The organism is Paenibacillus arenosi (assembly GCF_014841135.1).
In the GTDB taxonomy this organism is placed as follows: Bacteria; Bacillota; Bacilli; order Paenibacillales; family Paenibacillaceae; genus Paenibacillus_B; species Paenibacillus_B arenosi.
The window spans coordinates 1-19,952 of record NZ_JACYTN010000019.1 but is presented as its reverse complement, the minus strand read 5'-3'; the positions used below and the strand labels follow the sequence as shown (position 1 = coordinate 19,952).

Below are 19,952 nucleotides of genomic sequence, written 5' to 3'. Positions count from 1 at the left end.
TTACTAGAACAATTCCTTATTTATTTTATATGAACTGCATCGCTTTTTCCATAACTTATTCTAAGTATGAGCATTGTTTCACATATTAGAAACACAATTAGAGAGGCGCTGCTGCATTACCTCTCTTCGACTATGCTGCAATTACGTTTACATAACATGATAGACCCGTTCGGGTCGCCCTACTGTCCCATACACCACATCTGCTCGAAGTGAGCCTTGGGTAACGAGATATTCCAAATAACGACGAGCAGTCGAGCGGCTAATACCCACCATTCTTCCCAGCTTATCCGCCGATATGCCTTGCCCTGCGTATTGCAAATGTTCCATAATTTTATCCAGTGTTAATTTATCGATGCCTTTCGGATAGTAAGGCTCCTTCATTTTCTCCGAACGGCCTCTCAATAATGCATCCACTTGCTGTTGACTCACTGCTGTCATTTGGGAACTAAGCTGCTCCATCTCATGGTGAAAATGTTTATATTTCTCTAGCGTTTCTAACATCCGATCGTAAATAACAGGTTTGATGATAAAGTCAAATACACCACTTTGGATCGCTTCTCTAATCGACTTCAAATCTTTAGCTGCTGTTATCATGATGACATCGACGTACGGATAGTTTTGTTTCATAAATCGAAGCAGTTCTAAGCCATTCATATCAGGAAAGAAAATATCAAGCAGCACAAGGTCTGGATCTAAAATGTGCAGCTGTTCCTTCGCCTGCACCTCATCTGTTGCAATCCCGACAACACTATACTCAGGTACCTTTTCCACTAGCCTACGGTTGATTTCTGCAATTCGCACATCATCTTCAACGATAAGTACTCGAATCATCGTGATCCTCCTCGCTTTCACCCATTGAGCTTTCCTTCGGAATGATAACAACAAATACCGCTCCTAAACCTTCTTCACGAGTATGATAGTGAATCATCCCACCCAATTGTTCTACAGCCTGTTTGACAAGACTTAGGCCAAAACCACGATGCTCACCAATTTTTGTCGTAAACCCTAGATTGAAAATGTTATCTCCATATGCAGGTGGTATCCCACTACCAGAATCCTCAACTTCAATCATCAACTCATTGCCAGTGTCCGACAGAAATACTCGGATTAGCCGCTCTTGCTCCATTTGATGAACAGCTTCCAGTGCGTTATCTATTAAATTGCCGATAATCGTCACCAGCTTATTGCGATCGACATACTCCGGCACATTCTTAAAACTACTTGCAGCATCCACTTGCAGCTCAACATTCACCTCATGCGCTCGATTGAACTTACCAATAAGAAGGCCCGCCACAATAGGGTCTGGGATTTCTTCCATCATAAAATGCATAAAATTTTGGTGCATATTAGACTCTTTTGCAATCAAATCTAGCGCTTCTGAATAAGATTCTAATTGAATAAGGCCAGCTATTAAATGAAGCTTATTCGAAAACTCGTGCGTCTGTGAACGCAATCCATCTGCGTAATTGCGAAGCTGGGACAACTGCTCAGTTAACATAAACATATCTGACTTGTTCCGGAAGCTTGAAACCGCACCAATGACTTGATTGCGGCTATTTAAAATAGGCACTCGATTCGCTACCAGATCCCGATCTCCAATCGTGAACTCCACATCATACTGAGATCTTTTCGACTCAATCACTTCCATTAATGTTGTCTGTGGAAATAAAGTTGTGATCGGAACTCCTGTTATATCCTGTGGCTGCAATCCCATTAGCTCAAAAGCCGCAGGGTTCATTGTCGTGATATACCCTTTTTCATTAATAGCAATAATACCTTCACGAATCGATTCAAGCAGGGTTTGTTTCTCTTGATAAAGCCGTCCTATCTCCACAGGCTCCAAGCCATGAATCGACTTTTTTACATTTTTCGTAATGATGACTGCACCGCCCACACCAAGCAATATAGCAAGTGCCGCCAACCCAGAGATCGCTAATTGATAAGGAAGAACTTCTTCTTTAATATCCTTCTTCAAAAAACCGACGGAAACGACACCAATAATGCGGTTATTATGATCAATTATCGGCGCCTTACCTCTCAACGAAGCTCCAAGGCTACCTACAGCCTCAGATATGATAGCTTCCCCACGAAAAACCGCGTCATTGTCTCCGCCTACCATTGGCTTACCAATGCGATCAGCTACCGGATGAGCTATTCGTATCCCCTTTTCATCACCCACAACAATGAACTCTGCCTCTGTTTGCAGGCGAATCTGCTCTACTAGAGGCAAAATGATAGCAGTAGGGTTATCTTTTTCAAATGCTTGTTTGACTTGATCCATATTAGCAATTACTTTTGCCAGACGAAGCGCCTCTTCTCCTGCCTGCGTCTTCATCGTTGACATCCACATCGCGTGGAACGTCCATGACAGCCCGATAATAACAATAGATAATAAGGTACAAATAAGAAGCATTAGCTTGGTCTGCAGCCTCATGGATTCCCCTCCTAATCAAACATACCTATAGTAAGCGCTTTCTGAAAATCAGACAATTTGCGCGCTGGTTGCAGCCGCAGTAGGACAACGGTTTTCTAAGCTATAAGTAGCCTTTTGTATATAAACGATCTGACAATTTTCTAGTTTTTTCTACTATATCATCTGTGAAAGTTTTGTGAATACCAACAACTTTGTGAACTTTATGAACAAAATGAATTTAAAATGCAGAAATGCTAAATATGAACGGATACTATCTCAAAATTAGATCGTTTGGTAATATTATCATTGTAAGCGTTATCATTATGTTGTGGGGGATGAACTTATGAAAAAACGATTTACGTGGCAATTCACTATTCTAGCTTTAATCACTGCTCTGACTTTGAGCGCTTGTAGCACCGGTGGACAAAGTGCGAAATATCCTGACAAAGCTGTTACTGTCGTTGCACCTTCAGGGGCTGGCGGTGGCTGGGATAAAACAGCACGCTCCGTCACTAAAATTTTAACAGAAACCAAGCTCGTAGCTAGCCCGTTAACCGTAGAGAATAAGCCAGGTGGCGGCGGCGTTGTATTCCTTGGCGAATACGTATCCAAAGATGCAAATGACATGCATAAACTATTCGTCAACTCACCTCCTATTCTTATCAACAACTGGAAGAGTGAAGGCAAGAGCCCCTATGGCTTCCGTGATGTTCAACCACTTGCACAGCTGACAACAGATTATGGCGCCCTTGTAGTTTCTGCAGACTCTAAATATAACGATATTAATGAAGTAATCGCAGATATCAAAGCTGATCCTACGAAAGTAACCGTAGCTGGCGGCTCCGCTCCTGGTTCTATGGATCACTTGATCGCTGTACTTCCTGCTTACAAAGCTGGAGTTGATCCAAAGACAGTCAAATATGTCTCTTATGATGGCGGCGGCGAAGCTATGACAGCATTGCTTGGTAAAAATGCTGATGTAATCGCTACGGATGCTTCCTCTGTAAGTGAATTCCTTGAAGCAGGCAAGATTAAAGTACTAGCTGTTACTTCTAACGAGCGTCTTGGCGGTATTTTAAAAGACGTCCCGACACTCAAAGAAAAAGGAATTGACGCAGACTTCACCATTTGGCGCGGTGTGTTCGGTCCTAAGAAACTAAGTCCAGATCAAGTAAAATATTGGGATGACGCATTCAAAGCTCTAAATGATAAAGAAGAATGGAAAAAAGAGCTTGAAGCTAACGGTTGGGTTTCAGAGTACAAAAACTCTGCTGACTTCACGAAGTTCCTTGAAGAGCAAGAAGTTACTATTAAGCAACTACTAACAGCTCTTGGCATGGCAAATGCTTAATCTATCTTACTATGAATAGGGGTTTGACATCATGATGAAGCGTTTTGACACATGGGCAAGCCTCGTCTTTCTTCTAATCGGTATTGCGTTTGTAGTAGGAAGTACACAGCTTAGCACCTCTGCTTTTGGCAGCAGCGTCGGTCCTGATATTTTTCCGATGGGTCTTGGCAGCCTACTCATCCTACTTAGCGCAAGATTAATGTTCGAGACATTCAAAGCGCCTGTTGCTCCAAAGCAACAGGCGCACGTTGAATCTGCTGCTACCGCTGAAGAAGAAGATGAAGCTATTGCGCCTTCCAAACCGAATTACAAAGGGTTTTTCCTTATTTTCGGCGCAGCCTTTTTATATGCATTTTTCTTAGAAGATATCGGTTATCCAATTGGAACTTTTTTATTCCTATTATTCGCCTTTCAAGTTATGGAACGTGGCAAGTGGCTCGTATCTACGATTATCGCCGCTGCCTTCTCCTTAGGTATCTATTTTGTATTCGTGAAAATTTTGCAGGGAACTTTGCCGGGCTTCCCGTCATTTATTCCGTTGTAGGAGGTGCCGTCAACGATGAGCGTATTTGAACATTTAATGAATGGCTTTGCAACCAGTTTCTTATGGTACAACATCTTATTCGCATTTGTAGGTGTTATCATCGGAACTGCTGTCGGCGTCCTTCCTGGTATCGGTCCGATGAGTGGCGTGGCTCTTCTTATTCCTGTTACAAGCACAGTTACGAGCGGTATCGGCTTAGGCCCAGCTGAATCAGCTACTAGCTCTATTATCCTACTAGCTGGTGTTTATTATGGAGCCATGTATGGCGGCTCGACAACATCAATTCTATTAAATACACCCGGGGAATCTTCATCTGTTGTTACCGCATTGGACGGTTATCAGATGGCGAAGAAAGGACGTGCAGGTGCCGCTCTTTCCATCGCAGCTATCGGTTCCTTTGTGGCGGGTCTCGTTTCTTTGATCGGACTCGTGTTCCTTGCAGAACCATTGTCCAATGTAGCCTTGTCATTCGGCCCTGCTGAATACTTCTCACTTATGCTTCTTGGCTTATGCGCAGTAAGTGGTTTGGCTGGTAAGTCTATGACTAAAGCACTCATAATGACTGTGTTCGGTTTATTACTCGCAACGATCGGTATGGATAACGTTTCAGGTGTTGCTCGATTTACGTTCGATAACCCTATTTTATATGCAGGGCTGGAGTTCCTGACGATTGCAGTAGGTATGTTCGCCTTGGGCGAAGTATTTAAAACGATTATCGACAATGATAAATCTACCGGTAAAATTGCAAAAATTGACCGTGTATTGCCAACAAAACAAGACATGAAAGACAGTGCTGGTCCGATTACACGCGGTTCTTTCCTAGGCTTCTTTATTGGTGTCCTGCCTGGAGCAGGTGCAACACTAGCTTCCTTCTTCAGCTACATAACAGAGAAGAAGCTCAGCAAGAACCCTGAAAAGTTCGGTAAAGGTGCAATTGAAGGTGTTGCAGCTCCCGAATCTGCTAATAACGCAGCATCTGGCGGAGCAATGATCCCACTTCTTACACTCGGTATTCCGGGATCGGGTACAACCGCTATTCTAATGGGCGCGTTCATGATGTATAACATTCAGCCAGGCCCTTTGTTATTCGATAAACACCCTGAAGTTGCTTGGGGCTTAATTGCTAGTATGTTTATCGGTAATGTGATGCTCTTAATTTTGAATATGCCACTTGTTAAAGTGTTCGCAAAAATTATTGATACACCAACTCGATACTTATTACCAATTATTGTTGCAATTTCGATATTTGGAGTTTACGCTGTACAAGTTAGTATCTTTGATCTTATGGTATTATTAGGCTGTGGTGTTTTGGGGTATATATTTACCAAACACGACTATCCAATTGCACCGCTCGTACTGTCACTCGTACTAGGTCCAATGATCGAGAATAACATGCGTCGTGCTTTGACTGCTTCCAACGGTGATTTCTCTATCTTCGTTACAAAGCCGTTGTCAGCTGTATTCTTAGTAGTCGCTGTGTTATGGATCGCAATTCCGCTTATTTTAAAAATGAGAGGCAAGAAAGTTCTAGTTAACGATGAGGGATAACAACTTGATAAAAAGTGGTGATACTAATGGGAAATAAACCATTCAACGCTGGCTCGGGTAAAAGCTTTACATTGCGTGTAGAAATGCTCAACGAAGAAACCAATTTCGTCGTTATTGCTTCAGCCATTTGCGAGCACGGCGGAGACGTTGTCGCTATTGATATGATTCAAACAAATGTAGAAAAAACGATCCGTGATATTACGGTTACAGTTCAAGACACCATCCAAATCGATCGCATCGCTACTTCAATTAGAGCCTTGGCTGGCGTTCAATTGCTTCACATTTCCGATCGAACGTTCCTTATGCATCTCGGTGGTAAGATTGAAATGAAAGCGAAGCATCCCGTTCAGAACCGTGATGACTTATCCCGAGTATACACGCCAGACGTAGCTAGAGTATGCATGGCCATTCATGATGACCCACGCAAAGCTTTCACGCTCACAATGAAGCGTAATACCGTAGCTGTCGTATCTGACGGTACAGCTGTCCTTGGGCTTGGTGACATCGGACCATACGGCGCAATGCCTGTTATGGAAGGTAAAGCGATGCTCTTCAAACAGTTCGGAGATGTGGATGCAGTTCCAATCTGTCTGGATACACAAGATACAGAACAAATTATTCAAATCGTCAAGTCCATCGCACCTGGCTTCGGCGGTATTAACTTGGAGGACATCTCCTCCCCACGCTGCTTTGAAATCGAAGCTCGATTGAAAGAAGAATTAGATATTCCCGTGTTCCATGATGACCAGCATGGTACAGCTGTCGTCCTCTATGCCGGTTTAATAAATGCATTGAAATTAGTAAAAAAACGGATCGAAGATGTTAAGATCGTCGTAAACGGTATCGGTGCTGCCGGTGTCGCTTGCAGCAACATTTTGCTAAAGGCCGGCTGTAAAAATTTGATCGGTGTCGATATTGATGGAGCTATTGTCCGTACAAATACGTATGAACAAGATTCTTGGAACCAATTCGCTCAACGTACTAACCCGAACTTGGAGTCCGGCAGCTTGGCTGATGTTATCAAGGGAGCCGACGTATTTATCGGCCTCTCCCGCGGTGGCCTTCTCAAGCGTGAACATGTTCTTACGATGGCTGAACGCCCAATCGTATTTGCGATGGCGAATCCAACACCTGAGATTGCTCCAGAAGAAGCCGTTGATATTGTAGCTGTCCTGGCAACTGGACGTTCGGACTATCCGAACCAAATTAACAATCTCCTATGCTTCCCTGGTATTTTCCGCGGTGCTCTGGATTGTCGTGCATCCACTATTAATGAAGAGATGAAGCTCGCAGCTGCTGAGGCAATCGCTGCTACGATTACGGATAAGGAGCGCAACTCGTCCTATATCATCCCAAGCGTATTCAATCCAACTGTTGTTGAGAACGTACGCAAACGTGTTATCGAAGCCGCATTGGAGACGAAAGTAGCTCGCCGCGTTCCTCGTGAATATCGCGAATAGTGATGGTTGAATGAAGAAGGCATAAGCTTGACATTACGTTGAATGAGAAGATAATTTAGCAATAGTTGTTATCATCAATCGTTTGTATATGAACTCTGCGGTTATAAACAAGCGAAACTGATAATTGCTGCTGCGATTGTTTAAAACTACTTCTCACTCGTCAAACAAGCTGCTGCATGAATTCATTTTTAATCATGATTTGGTCAAGCCTAGATTACCCCCCTGCCTCCCCCAGGAAACAGGGGGGTGATTATCGTTTTGAGACAACACACAAGAGTAACATAGCACATATGCTCCTTACCTTTATTTACGATAGAACATATTGCAATTGTCCCTCTTTCCATGTTAGTCTATGTTCATCACAGCACCATCTGTGCGTGTTAAATCGTACAGTTGAAAGGAAGATCGTAGCGATGACTGAATCCGAACAACCGAAGAAGACAAGCATGGCGAATGCTGCCAAGGCTTTGTTAGCGAAGAAGAAAGAACAGCAAGGCCAAGGGCAGCAAGGCTTCCATGGCGACCAATCGACGAAGGCATTGAGAAGCCAAAACAACAAGAAGCCGAATAATCAACGCCGTCGTACAGGTGGATCCTAGACAGCAAAATACCGAGGAACCTTCATGACCACAACTTTGTGGAGCAGAAGGTTCTTTTTTATTCTCATTTGTTCTATCACATATCCCCTCCGAACTTGAATATATTGAATACAATAGTGATGGTGATAGTTCAGGAGGTGTGTTCATGAAAGATTTATCATATATTGTGTCACGAGAAGACTGGTCACTGCACCGGAAAGGGTATCAGGATCAGGATCGTCATCAGAAGAAAGTGCGTGAAGCCATCAAGCAAAACATTCCCGATCTCGTCACCGAAGAAAACATCATCATGTCGGATGGCAAGCAAATTATTAAAGTGCCGATCCGCAGTCTTGATGAGTTCCGATTCGTATACAATTTCAACAAGAAAAAGCATGTTGGTCAAGGAAATGGCAAGAGTCGTGTCGGGGATGTACTCGGTACTGACAGTCAGCAGCAAGGACCAGGTAAAGGCCGCAAAGCAGGCGATCAACCCGGCTCTGATGTAGTAGAAGCCGAAATTAGCATTGCAGAACTGGAGCAGCTGCTATTTGAGGAGCTTGAGCTTCCTAATTTGAAACAAAAAGATAAGGACCAGCTAGAAATTACAGATATCCGCTTTAATGACATACGTAAAAAAGGCATTATGTCCAACATCGATAAGAAACGTACCATTTTAGAAAATATTCGCCGTAATGCATTAAATGGCAACCCAGGCATTCATGGCATTAATCCCGATGATCTGCGCTTCAAAACGTGGGAAGAGATTGTGAAGCCACAATCCAATGCGGTCATTATTGCGATGATGGATACTTCCGGATCGATGGGCAGCTTTGAAAAATATTGTGCTCGCAGCTTCTTCTTCTGGATGACAAGATTTCTGCGCAAGCAATATGAAAAGGTGGATATCGTATTTATCGCCCACCATACAGAAGCAAAGGAAGTAACAGAGGAAGACTTCTTTACACGTGGTGAAAGTGGCGGTACAATCTGTTCTTCTGTTTACATCAAGGCTTTAGAAATCATTGAAAGTCGTTTCCCCCCTTCCCTTTACAATATTTATCCGTTCCATTTCTCAGATGGAGACAACTTAACAAGTGACAATGAGCGCTGTGTAAAATTAATTCGCCAATTGCTAAGTGTGTCTAATATGTTCGGCTACGGAGAAGTGAATCAGTACAATCGCAGCAGTACCCTCATGTCGGCCTATCGCAATATCGACCTGCCTAACTTCATGTATTATGTCATCAAGGAAAAAACAGAAGTATACAAAGCCTTAAAGCATTTCTTCAAAAAACAGCCGGCAAATGGGGTGTTCTCATGACTTCAGACGATTTGAAGCAATTAGACTACGCAATTGCCGAAATTACGGAGATTGCCGCCGGATTCGGTCTTGACTTCTATCCAATGCGCTATGAGATATGCCCTGCTGATATTATTTACACTTTTGGAGCTTATGGCATGCCTACACGTTTTCACCATTGGAGCTTCGGGAAAACATTTCACAAAATGAAAATGCAGTATGACTTTGGATTAAGCAAAATTTATGAGTTGGTGATCAACTCCAATCCCTGCTACGCCTTCTTACTTGAAGGCAATTCCTTAATCCAGAACAAGCTAATCGTCGCTCACGTCTTAGCCCACTGTGACTTTTTTAAAAATAACATTCGCTTCTCAACGTCCAATCGCAATATGGTGGAAAGTATGTCCGCAACGGCTGAGCGGGTGTCGCAGTATGAACTGGAATACGGTGCACAAGCTGTTGAAAGCTTCATCGATGCGGTACTGGCGATACAAGAACATGTTGACCCTCAAATCGTCCGCCCGCAAAAGCTAGATAAACAGCGATATATGGAGCTCAAAATACAGGAATTAAAAGAATCGAAACCATCAAAATCCAAAAGCTCCTATGACGATTTGTGGGAGCTTGACTCCCCAGCAAAAGACGGTAAAGAATCATCGCGCAAAGACCAGCAGCATCGAACGTTCCCACCCGAACCCGAGAAAGATGTTGTCTGGTTCATTCAAGAGTTCTCCACAGAGCTGGAAGACTGGCAGCGGGACATTATGTCCATGCTGCGAGATGAAATGCTGTATTTCTGGCCACAAATGGAGACAAAAATTATGAATGAGGGATGGGCGTCCTACTGGCATCAACGCATTGTGCGGGAGCTTGATCTCACAACAGAAGAGTCTTTCGAATATGCAAAGCTGAATGCATCTGTCGTCCAACCTTCCCGCAACAGCTTAAACCCCTACTATCTTGGTCTAAAAATATTTGAAGATATTGAGCAACGTTGGGATAAACCAACGAAAGAAGAACAAGAGCGGCTTGGAAGGAAGGATGGACAAGGACGTGCTAAAATATTCGAAGTACGGGAACTTGATTCAGACACTTCCTTTATTCGCAATTATTTAACTAAAAAGCTGACAGACGATCTTGATCTATACGTATTTGAGAAAAAAGGGGTCGAGTGGAAGATTACAGATAAAGCTTGGGAAAATGTACGGGATCAGCTTGTATACAGTCGCGTTAATGGAGGATTCCCTTACATTGTTGTAAAAGACGGAGATTATCAACGAAGCGGTGAGTTATACTTAACCCATCAATATGAAGGGGTTGAACTTGATCTCAAATATGTCGAGCGAACACTCCCTTACCTATTTACGCTATGGGGGAAATCCGTTCACTTGGAAACGAAGGTTGAAGAAAAAGGTGTGCTTTTCACTTACGATGGTAAAAAAGTTACGCGTAAATTCATTGGCTGAGCACATATAAATATGACAACACGCAACGAGCATCCCTCCCCCGGTTGCACTTAAGGGACGAGATGCTCGTTATACATATCCTGCATAAAATAATAGTAATCTCCTTATGTACTTTCCAAATTAAACTGAAATTTTACTACCTATCCGCTGGTTAATAACCCCACGCGTCTGAACTAGTTCTTGTAAGACACGAGCCCATTGCTTCGCCTCTTCATTCGTGAGCAAGTCATAGGTGTGCCATACCACTTGCTCCCCATTAGCAAGCTTAAATACATAATGAGTGAAGATCGGTTGAAACAAAATGCCGATTCGAGTGTAAACAACCGCAAAATGTTCAATCCTGGACCATGGCACGAGATCACCATTCTCCTTGTATATACCCGATTCATCATAAACAAATAATTGAGCTTGTTTCCGCATCATCGCTCGCAATGTGATCGAAAACAATCGACCAAAATAAACAATTCCCATAATAGACAATGCTGCAGAGCCTAATTTCCACATGAAATCAGGAATTTTCACAACGGCTGCGTAAGCCAGCCCCATACTCCCAATAATACATAAAAGTGAAATCATCATTTTCCTCATAACGGTCATACGATTGTAAACGATAGTAATCATGATGGCCTCCTGCTTCAAGCACGTATATGATTATGTAACCCGTTCAACACTGAATGAAAATAGACTTTATATCATAGTATGATTATGTTAGATGGATTGCAATATATTACATCTCAGCCTTATCAAACCTATCCCTTCACTCACAATCATATGTTACAATCAGGGATGCAAGCTTATATGGAAGAAGGGGAGCAGCATGATTGCCATCATTTATGACTTGGAAATGACAGTTACACGCCGCAAAGGTCAAATATCCGAAATTATCGAAATTGGCGCCGTTAAATTAACGCATTCCGAAGGTAAAGCGGTTATCCTCGATACATTCCAAACCTTTGTCAAACCTACGCTGACTTCCCGGATTACCGAGGACACAACCTCATTCACAGGGATTAGCCAGCAAGATGTTACTCTCGCTGATGAACTACCGGCAGCACTTGATCGTTTCGTTGCCTGGATTGATGCAGAAGAATATGCCCTATGCTCATGGGGCCGTGATGACAAAGTGCAATTTACTAAGGAATGTAGACTTAAGAAAATACCTTTGCGTTGGCTTAAAAATTATACAGATGTACAGCAGCAAATTTCAGCCTTGATGGGACGACCAAATAAACAGCAAATAGGCTTGAAAACTGCGCTTGAAGAGTTGAATCTGCCTTTCGTCGGTTCACATCATCGTGCGCTTGATGATGCATACAATACGGCATTACTGTACATCCATTTCGCGGAAAAGATATCACTCCATCAAAATAAAACGACAGACCATGCAGCGTACGAGAGTGAAATCTACTACAAAGATACATCTAATGATGATAAAGATTCACTTGCAAACAGCCCGTTTGCGGCACTACAACGATTGAAGAATGATTCGGAGTAAATATGAATAGATCAGTGCACTAAATACCCGCCTTGCTAATAAGGCGGGTATTTAGTATGTACTGTACTATACGACGTTGAAGTCCTCTGGGTCTGGACCAACGCGTTTATCTTGATTGAGCTGGTCAATAATCGCCATCTCATCTGCCGTCAATTCAAAGTCGAACACATCGAAGTTCTCACGAATACGGGATGCTGTTACAGACTTAGGAATAACGATATTGCCTTTTTGCAAATGCCAGCGAATAACAACTTGCGCACCTGTCTTGCCATGGTTAGCACCGATAGCCATCACATCGCGATCTTCTAGAATCTCTCCACCTTGCATAAGAGGACTCCATGCTTCAAGCACAATATTGTGCTTATTACAGAATTGTCTCAATTCATTCTGAGCCAAACGTGGGTGGCATTCGACTTGGTTAACAACTGGAACAATCGAAGTGTTTTCCATCAAACGCTCCAAGTGGTGAATATGGAAGTTAGATACCCCAATAGCACGTACTCGTCCTTCTTCCAACAATTTCTCCAATGCTTTGTATGTTTCCAAATACAAGTCACGTTCAGGAGTTGGCCAATGAACGAGATATAGATCAACATAGTCTGTGCCAAGCTTGCTCAAGCTCTCATCAAATGCTTTCAGCGTAGCTTCATAGCCCTGATCGGCATTCCATACTTTTGTCGTTAAGAAAATTTCCTCATGAGGTACGCCTGATTCTTTTATTGCTTTCCCTACACCTGCTTCATTTTTATAAACAGCAGCTGTATCAATGTGGCGATACCCCAATTGAAGCGCAGTCTTAACCGCTTCTTCGACTTGTGCACCTTCTTCAACTCTCCATACTCCAAGCCCCAACTGCGGCATATGTACTCCGTTGTTCAATGTAATAATCATGTTGTATCTCCTCTCAATTGTAGGTTGAACATCGTTATAATTCGCTTTCAGACACGTCAACAAACCGGATAGCAAACCATCCTTACTGAGTATATTACTTCAATTTGTAACCGCGTACAAGAAGACACCTTACTCTAACCGTACTCATGCAAGGGGATCACATCTAATTGCGCTCCTCTTGCCGCAGAACATTTAAGCAAGTTGAACAAAAGAACCCGCCATACAGCAAGTTTTTGAATTCAATAATAGTCCTGTTACCCATTTCTCTATCTACCTTTATGGCATTATGGGAACAAGTGTAGGATTCCCTTCAGAAGCGTTGACACCCCATATCACACTTGATAAGATACATTCCAATAACATAGTAACTCAATCGGAATTGTTTTATTTAATTCCACATCGACCGGATCACCGGAGATACCCACACTACTCATACTCAGAAAATGAATGAAAAAAAGGGTGTCTTGGCTAATTTTCATGGATGAAAGAGGAGGGTTTACGATGAGCATATCACCACAACGAGAAAATGATAACACTACTGGATGGTCGACGGAATCAATTCCACAAGCAGATGTTTGGCTCACTCGCATAGCAGAACATTTGGGTGATCTTCGTTATGGTTCGCTGAATATCGTCGTACATGATGGACGCATCGTCCAAATCGACCGCCTAGAACGCCATAGATACGACTTAAGCGATTCACTATCATCTGTTAAAGAGAAAGGGGTTCTCTCCCATGATCGCAAACCAAAAAAGAAGATCTAAAGTAGCTGTAATTTCCCTTTTGTTAATCAGCTTAACCGCAACCTTACTCGCAGGTTGCGGTAGTAAGAGCACAAGCAATCAAACAGGAAGCGGTGCAGAGCAAACCAAGACCGAGATTGAAATTCAAAATGTTTCTTACGACCCAACCCGTGAATTTTATGAAGAGTATAACAAAGCATTTGCTGCTCATTGGCAGAAAGAAGCCGGTCAACAGGTCACCGTGAAACAATCTCATGGCGGCAGCGGCAAACAAGCTCGCTCCGTAATCGACGGACAGCAGGCAGATGTCGTGACACTCGCACTTGCTTATGATATTAACGCTATCCAAAAGAAAGGACTTCTAAAGCAAGATTGGCAAAAATCCTTCGAAGACAACAGCGCTCCTTATTACTCCACGATCGTCTTCCTAGTTCGCAAAGGCAATCCTAAACAAATTAAAGATTGGAACGATCTTATACGCGATGACGTTTCCGTTATCACTCCTAACCCAAAAACATCCGGAGGTGCACGTTGGAATTACCTTGCCGCATGGGGTTACGCCTTAAAGCACAACAACAACGATGAAGCTGCTGCACAGCAATTCGTACAATCCTTATTTAAGCGAGTCGAAGTATTAGACTCTGGTGCACGCGGTTCCACGACTACATTCGTAGAACGCAATATTGGCGACGTCCTGATCTCGTGGGAAAATGAAGCGTTTCTAGCGGTCAATGAGCTTGGTAAAGATCAGTTCGATATCGTCGTACCTTCATTAAGTATATTAGCTGAGCCTCCCGTCGCTGTTGTAGACAACATCGTTGATAAACGTGGTACGAGAAAAGTAGCAGAAGCGTATCTGAAATATTTGTATACGAAGGAAGCACAAGAGATTGTAGCGAAGCATCACTACCGTCCTCGCCTTGAAGAAGTTGCGAAGAAGCATGAAAGCAAGTTCCCAAGTATTGAATTGCTAACCATTGATAAAGACTTTGGTGGATGGGAAGCTGCACAGGCGAAGCACTTTGCTGATGGCGGAATTTTTGACCAAATTTATGCCAAATAAGGCATTACGGAATCACTACGCTTGATAGAAAGCAGGTTACGTCTATGTCTAATTTACAATCTCAACTTAAGCCTAGCAGGAACGCCAAAAGCGTCCTGCCTGGCTTTAAATTGTCCATGGGATTCACCCTTATTTATTTATCCTTTCTTGTTCTGATCCCACTCGCTGCAATCGTACTCCATTCCTTGCAAATGAGTTGGAGTACCTTTTGGGATCTTATATTGAATAAACGAGTAATAGCTGCCTATAAAATTAGCTTTTTGACTTCGCTGACAGCAGCCATGATCAATGTCATCTTCGGCTTCATCATCGCTTGGGTGCTCGTGCGCTACAACTTTCCAGGTAAGAAGCTTGTTAACGGCATTATCGACCTGCCTTTTGCGCTGCCAACAGCTGTTGCCGGTATCGCATTAACCGCTATCTATGCGAAAGATGGCTGGATTGGCCAAGGGCTGTATGCCATAAATATACCGAGCGCATATTCCGTAATCGGCATCACGATCGCCTTAACTTTTATTGGGCTGCCATTCGTTGTTCGAACCGTTCAGCCAGTATTGGAACAATGGGATCACGATGTCGAGGAGGCAGCTGCCATATTAGGCGCTTATCGCTGGCGGACGTTTATCCGTATTATTTTGCCGCAGCTATTCCCTGCCATTCTGACGGGGTTCGCGCTAGCCTTTGCAAGAGGACTAGGTGAATATGGCTCTGTCATTTTTATCGCAGGCAATATGCCGTTCAAAACCGAAATCGCACCTTTGTTAATGATGACGAAGCTGGAGCAGTACGATTATGCTGGCGCCACTTCCATTGCGCTAGTCATGCTCGTGATCGCGTTCGTGCTTCTACTATTGATGAATGCCATTCAATGGAGCTTCACAAAACGCTGGGGTTCGTTATAGCCCAATAAGCCTAATAAATTGCCATTCAAAAGTACAACAATAAAGAGGTACATGCTTATGACCATCTCTCATCAACCACTTCCATCTGCACACGCAGCAGCACCAGCCACTGCGTCACGGCGTTCAACACCATATCGCTCTGTGACAAGTGAGCCTACATGGGTAAGACGGGTTTTAATTGGAATTGTGCTCTTATTTGTAATCGTTATGTTAATATTGCCGCTCATCACGATTTTTTCACAAGCGTTCAAACGCGGCTTTGAGGTGTATGTTGCTGCACTGGAAGACCCAGATGCTTGGGCAGCCATCAAACTGTCTTTGTTGACGGTAGCCGTTGTCGTACCACTTAACGCTATATTCGGCATCGCCGCCGCTTGGTGCATAACAAAGTTCAGCTTTCGCGGGAAGCAATTGCTCGTATCCTTGATAGATGTTCCCTTCTCGGTCTCTCCTGTCATTGCCGGATTTATGTTTATCCTACTATTCGGCGCGCAGGGATGGTTCGGACCTTGGCTGCAGGAAAATGGCATAGCCATCATCTTTTCATGGCCTGGTATTATGCTAGGAACTTTGTTTATTACGTTCCCATTTGTAGCACGAGAGCTAATTCCGCTCATGCAAACACAAGGCATTCAAGAGGAAGAAGCCGCCATCACTTTAGGTGCTAACGGATGGAAATTGTTCTGGCAGATTGCACTGCCTAATATGAAGTGGGGACTGCTGTACGGCATTATCATTTGTAATGCGAGAGCACTCGGGGAATTTGGTGCCGTGTCCGTCGTCTCAGGCCATATTCGTGGGGAAACGAATACGATACCGCTTCATATTGAGATTCTCTATAACGAGTATCAGTTCTCAGCTGCCTTCGCAGTTGCTTCCATCCTTGTATTTGTTGCCTGCCTTACGCTGGTGCTGCAACATTGGTTTGATCGCAAGCGCCGCGAACAGCAGCATTCATAGCCAACTCATACAAAAAGGATCGAATGACACAGCGTGTTTCTCACTGGTCAATCGATCCTTTTTACTTGTAGCCGATACAACTTCACTCTCAAACTAAGCTAAAACACAGCTTCTTACTATGTACATTAGGTTATGATGTGCATTAGGAATAGTGATACGTACGGCATGGTTTTGTAGCCTGTGTAATCCCCCCGCCTTCGTCACAAGCATATCTGCGCAAGCCATCAATGCTGCAACATTGTCCACATAGCCGAGAACATGAACATGGGGTGCCTGTGCAAACACTTTGTCCAACTCCTGTTTACGTCGTTCATTGCGGCCACATACAATAACGATCTGCTGCCCCTCAATCGCTGCCAACTGCTGCAGCCGAACTTTGTTTCGTTAAACACAAAATAAACCCTTCGGGACGTAAGCATTTGCTAACATACCAAAGGGCTGTTATGTGCGATGTACGCGCTCTACTTACCTTGTCGGAGCCGTACCAGGAACGCCAGGATAAGAATATACGAGCGGCTCATTGAATGTAGCATAGTCCAAGTTCACCATGAGCAGCAATGTGCGTTGGCCGGTTGCAGGGTCACTAATAATGATATGATCGCGCCCAGCTGCCTCAAGTACACCGCGGAAAATTTTCGCGTTCCATTCCGAGTTATTCTCATACGTCATATAGAACGTTCCCACTTTGCCAAGATTCAATCGTAAAATATTTTCAACATAGGACTGTTCAAAATTTTGCGCCTGCACGACTGCACCGCTTGGTGTCATCACGGCACCACTACTCACTTGTGGAGGAATAACGGTTGATTGCTGCTGAGGTTGAGGTGGCGTAACGACTACCTGTGGTTGCGGGGATAAGTATGGCACTGCTCCTCCATTCCCACCACCCCAATATCCATTTGGCTTACCAGTACCAATCTGACCTGCAACACCACCTTGCTGGGAAGGATAGCCGTAATTCAAGTTTGTCATTTCACTCTCTCCTTTCAATTTTCACTATCTTCTATATTTAGCTGCTGCAATCTTCATAAAGGCGCATACATTCAGCATTGTTGTTAATAGGTGTTGTACACTTTAGGGCAATCTTCTCCGGTCGGGGTAAAAAAGCAATGTGCTTTATAGCGTCCCGAATTTTGCTGATTGTACCAAGTAGGCGGACAACCTCCCGCTGGCCGGAAAAACCACAATGCATAGGAAGCAGGCCACACCCGCTCTCCGTTAATGGCTCGCTGTGCCAAGCGAACATCACGATCTCGGGCTTTTTGATAGAAATAGCCTTTCTGAATCGCCTCGAATCCGCCTGGGCTCTGATATACCATATCGCCAACCGATCTTATACCTAGGAAGTCCAAGCAATCGCCTAATATTCGATTTACACCAACATTGCCGACCATCATCATGCCTTGCTCGCCTTCCCCTTCTGCTTCGGCGCGCATAAGCCTTGCCAGCAGTTTAACATCCTCTGAGTTCGCCTTAATAACGGCCATTCCGTTCGCTCCCTCCCTTCATCCGATATCATCATATGTGCAGGAGCCCAAATGGTGACACTAAAAAAGCAGAACCCTCTCACTAAGAGAAGATTCTGCTTAAAAATAGCGTATATAAAGGGAAGGACATTTAAAATTGGGATTGTGGATCTAGGATTACAATACTTGCTTAGCAAGCTCTTCAGCGCGTTGCTTCGCTGCTTCCAACAATGCTGGTGCTTGATCAGGCGCAGCATTCACACCTTGAACTACCAAGTTGCTGTATTCTGTAACACCGATGAAGCCCATTGCTGCTTGCAAGTATGCATTTGTGAATTGTAGAGCAGGAGCTTCTGTATAATCGCCACCACGGGACTCGACAAGAACTACTTTTTTACCGCCAACAAGACCTTTTGGACCTTCAGGTGTGTACTTGAACGTACGTCCTGCAATTGTAATGTTGTCGATGTATGCTTTGAATAGTGGTGGATAGCTCAAGTTCCACATTGGCACTTCAAATACAACGACATCTGCAGCAAGGAATTGCTCCAAGATTTCATTCATGCGGCCCACTGTTGTTTGCTGCTCAGCAGATAGCGCTTGACCTGCACCAAGTTTACCCCATGCATCAAGTACGGAACCATCGATCAATGGAATTGATACTTCATAAAGGTTCAATTGTTCTACTTCTACTTGACCGTTTGCTTTAAGCTGGTCTACGAAATGTGCTCCAAGTTGGCGGCTGTATGAAATCTCTAACGGCTTTGGATTGCTATTTACAACTAATACTTTTGTCACAATAAATACTCTCCTTATTCGTTCTATTGAACGTTATAATTATGCGATGTACAAAGTGTATTGAAAGTCTATTCGTACCTTATAGTACTTGCTTCGCAAGCTCCTCAGCGCGTTGCTTCGCTGCTTCCAACAAAGCTGGTGCTTGATCAGGCGCAGCATTCACACCTTGAACTACCAAGTTGCTATAGTCTGTAACACCGATGAAGCCCATTGCTGCTTGCAAGTATGCATTTGTGAATTGTAGAGCAGGAGCTTCTGTATAATCGCCACCACGGGACTCGACAAGAACTACTTTTTTACCGCCAACAAGACCTTGTGGGCCTTCAGGTGTGTACTTGAACGTACGTCCTGCAATTGTAATGTTGTCGATGTATGCTTTGAATAGTGGTGGATAGCTCAAGTTCCACATTGGTACTTCGAATACAACTACATCTGCAGCAAGGAATTGCTCCAAGATTTCATTCATGCGACCCACTGTTGTTTGCTGCTCAGCAGATAGTGCTTGACCTGCACCAAGCTTACCCCATGCATCAAGTACGGAACCATCGATCAATGGAATAGACACTTCATAAAGATTCAATTGTGCTACTTCTACTTGACCGTTTGCTTTAAGCTGGTCTACGAAATGTGCTCCAAGTTGGCGGCTGTATGAAATCTCTAACGGCTTTGGATTGCTATTTACAACTAATACTTTTGTCATTATATAAGTTCTCTCCTCTTCATATATATCGAATATCTCGAATTGAGATATCTTCAACAATCAATTTATATTAATAATGAACTAACTTTATGTAAGCAATAATATCTTGATCTCTAACTAATGTCAACAACATTTATTATATTTTTCACAATCGAGTAGGAGGGGGCGCCTAGCCCCCGTCCTCTCACACCACCGTACATGCGGGTCCGCATACGGCGGTTCCAAAAGGTTAACAAAGTTCTACATAACGAGTAAGTAAACTTCTCAGCC

General features: G+C 43.6%; 21 protein-coding genes. 12 read left to right on the top strand and 9 right to left on the bottom strand.

The window, feature by feature from the left end:
• Positions 1 to 147: 147 nt before the first annotated feature.
• The gene (locus tag IFO66_RS17830; protein WP_192026472.1) at positions 148 to 831 is read right to left on the bottom strand and encodes a response regulator; all 684 of its coding nucleotides are present in this window, start codon (positions 829 to 831) and stop codon (positions 148 to 150) included.
• Positions 809 to 2,434 carry an ATP-binding protein gene (locus IFO66_RS17825; protein ID WP_192026471.1) on the bottom strand — a complete coding sequence of 542 codons (1,626 nt, stop codon included), beginning with the start codon at positions 2,432 to 2,434 and terminating at the stop codon, positions 809 to 811. Before IFO66_RS17825 ends, IFO66_RS17830 begins: the two co-directional genes overlap by 23 nt.
• A gap of 322 nt (positions 2,435 to 2,756) precedes the next feature.
• On the opposite strand from IFO66_RS17825, the gene IFO66_RS17820 reads away from it, so the two are divergent.
• From IFO66_RS17820 to IFO66_RS17790, 7 genes are all read left to right on the top strand, one after another.
• Positions 2,757 to 3,764 (top strand): Bug family tripartite tricarboxylate transporter substrate binding protein, encoded by a 1,008-nt coding sequence (locus IFO66_RS17820; protein ID WP_192026470.1) that lies wholly within the window; start codon positions 2,757 to 2,759, stop codon positions 3,762 to 3,764.
• 31 nt (positions 3,765 to 3,795) lie between these two features.
• Complete coding sequence (locus IFO66_RS17815; protein ID WP_028594189.1) at positions 3,796 to 4,308, top strand: tripartite tricarboxylate transporter TctB family protein; 513 nt, start codon at positions 3,796 to 3,798, stop codon at positions 4,306 to 4,308.
• 15 nt (positions 4,309 to 4,323) lie between these two features.
• On the top strand, positions 4,324 to 5,856 hold the full coding sequence (locus tag IFO66_RS17810; RefSeq protein ID WP_192026469.1) for a tripartite tricarboxylate transporter permease: 1,533 nt from the start codon (positions 4,324 to 4,326) through the stop codon (positions 5,854 to 5,856).
• A 26-nt stretch (positions 5,857 to 5,882) separates the two neighbouring features.
• Positions 5,883 to 7,316, top strand: coding sequence for an NAD-dependent malic enzyme (locus IFO66_RS17805; protein WP_192026468.1), 1,434 nt, complete (start codon positions 5,883 to 5,885; stop codon positions 7,314 to 7,316).
• 413 nt (positions 7,317 to 7,729) lie between these two features.
• Positions 7,730 to 7,915 (top strand): hypothetical protein, encoded by a 186-nt coding sequence (locus IFO66_RS17800; RefSeq protein WP_192026467.1) that lies wholly within the window; start codon positions 7,730 to 7,732, stop codon positions 7,913 to 7,915.
• A gap of 145 nt (positions 7,916 to 8,060) precedes the next feature.
• A complete protein-coding gene (gene yhbH / locus IFO66_RS17795; protein WP_192026466.1) occupies positions 8,061 to 9,218 on the top strand; it encodes a sporulation protein YhbH in 1,158 nt (385 codons plus the stop codon).
• On the top strand, positions 9,215 to 10,663 hold the full coding sequence (locus IFO66_RS17790; protein ID WP_192026465.1) for a SpoVR family protein: 1,449 nt from the start codon (positions 9,215 to 9,217) through the stop codon (positions 10,661 to 10,663). The genes yhbH and IFO66_RS17790 overlap by 4 nt, the downstream gene beginning before the upstream one ends.
• A 120-nt stretch (positions 10,664 to 10,783) precedes the next feature.
• Here the strand turns inward: IFO66_RS17790 and IFO66_RS17785 are convergent, their stop codons facing one another.
• Positions 10,784 to 11,284 (bottom strand): hypothetical protein, encoded by a 501-nt coding sequence (locus IFO66_RS17785; protein ID WP_192026464.1) that lies wholly within the window; start codon positions 11,282 to 11,284, stop codon positions 10,784 to 10,786.
• A 196-nt stretch (positions 11,285 to 11,480) separates the two neighbouring features.
• Here IFO66_RS17785 and IFO66_RS17780 point away from each other — a divergent pair, with 196 nt between their 5' ends.
• Entirely contained in the window at positions 11,481 to 12,158 is a 678-nt protein-coding gene (locus IFO66_RS17780) for a 3'-5' exonuclease (protein WP_192026463.1), read from the top strand.
• 66 nt (positions 12,159 to 12,224) lie between these two features.
• Here IFO66_RS17780 and IFO66_RS17775 read toward each other — a convergent pair whose 3' ends face one another.
• Entirely contained in the window at positions 12,225 to 13,049 is an 825-nt protein-coding gene (locus IFO66_RS17775; protein WP_192026462.1) for an aldo/keto reductase, read from the bottom strand.
• 501 nt (positions 13,050 to 13,550) lie between these two features.
• Here IFO66_RS17775 and IFO66_RS24125 point away from each other — a divergent pair.
• From IFO66_RS24125 to cysW, 4 genes are read left to right on the top strand one after another with little or no spacing between them, the layout of a single operon-like run.
• The gene (locus tag IFO66_RS24125; RefSeq protein ID WP_192026461.1) at positions 13,551 to 13,814 is read left to right on the top strand and encodes a YezD family protein; all 264 of its coding nucleotides are present in this window, start codon (positions 13,551 to 13,553) and stop codon (positions 13,812 to 13,814) included.
• Positions 13,786 to 14,856 (top strand): sulfate ABC transporter substrate-binding protein, encoded by a 1,071-nt coding sequence (locus tag IFO66_RS17765; protein ID WP_192026460.1) that lies wholly within the window; start codon positions 13,786 to 13,788, stop codon positions 14,854 to 14,856. The genes IFO66_RS24125 and IFO66_RS17765 overlap by 29 nt, the downstream gene beginning before the upstream one ends.
• A gap of 44 nt (positions 14,857 to 14,900) precedes the next feature.
• A complete protein-coding gene (cysT, locus tag IFO66_RS17760; protein ID WP_192026459.1) occupies positions 14,901 to 15,758 on the top strand; it encodes a sulfate ABC transporter permease subunit CysT in 858 nt (285 codons plus the stop codon).
• A 57-nt stretch (positions 15,759 to 15,815) separates the two neighbouring features.
• Positions 15,816 to 16,718: a sulfate ABC transporter permease subunit CysW gene (cysW, locus tag IFO66_RS17755; protein ID WP_192026458.1), complete on the top strand. Its 903-nt coding sequence runs from the start codon at positions 15,816 to 15,818 to the stop codon at positions 16,716 to 16,718.
• Positions 16,719 to 16,811: 93 nt separating this feature from the next.
• On the opposite strand, the gene IFO66_RS17750 is transcribed toward cysW, so the two are convergent.
• The 5 genes from IFO66_RS17750 to IFO66_RS17730 form a co-directional block, all read right to left on the bottom strand.
• Complete coding sequence (locus tag IFO66_RS17750; RefSeq protein ID WP_192026457.1) at positions 16,812 to 17,078, bottom strand: glycosyltransferase; 267 nt, start codon at positions 17,076 to 17,078, stop codon at positions 16,812 to 16,814.
• A 105-nt stretch (positions 17,079 to 17,183) separates the two neighbouring features.
• The gene (gene gerQ, locus IFO66_RS17745) at positions 17,184 to 17,690 is read right to left on the bottom strand and encodes a spore coat protein GerQ (RefSeq protein WP_192026456.1); all 507 of its coding nucleotides are present in this window, start codon (positions 17,688 to 17,690) and stop codon (positions 17,184 to 17,186) included.
• Between the two features lie 83 nt (positions 17,691 to 17,773).
• Positions 17,774 to 18,205 carry a cell wall hydrolase gene (locus IFO66_RS17740; protein WP_192026455.1) on the bottom strand — a complete coding sequence of 144 codons (432 nt, stop codon included), beginning with the start codon at positions 18,203 to 18,205 and terminating at the stop codon, positions 17,774 to 17,776.
• A 156-nt stretch (positions 18,206 to 18,361) separates the two neighbouring features.
• On the bottom strand, positions 18,362 to 18,982 hold the full coding sequence (locus IFO66_RS17735; RefSeq protein ID WP_192026454.1) for an NAD(P)H-dependent oxidoreductase: 621 nt from the start codon (positions 18,980 to 18,982) through the stop codon (positions 18,362 to 18,364).
• A gap of 79 nt (positions 18,983 to 19,061) precedes the next feature.
• Positions 19,062 to 19,682 (bottom strand): FMN-dependent NADH-azoreductase, encoded by a 621-nt coding sequence (locus IFO66_RS17730; protein ID WP_192026453.1) that lies wholly within the window; start codon positions 19,680 to 19,682, stop codon positions 19,062 to 19,064.
• Positions 19,683 to 19,952 lie beyond the last annotated feature (270 nt).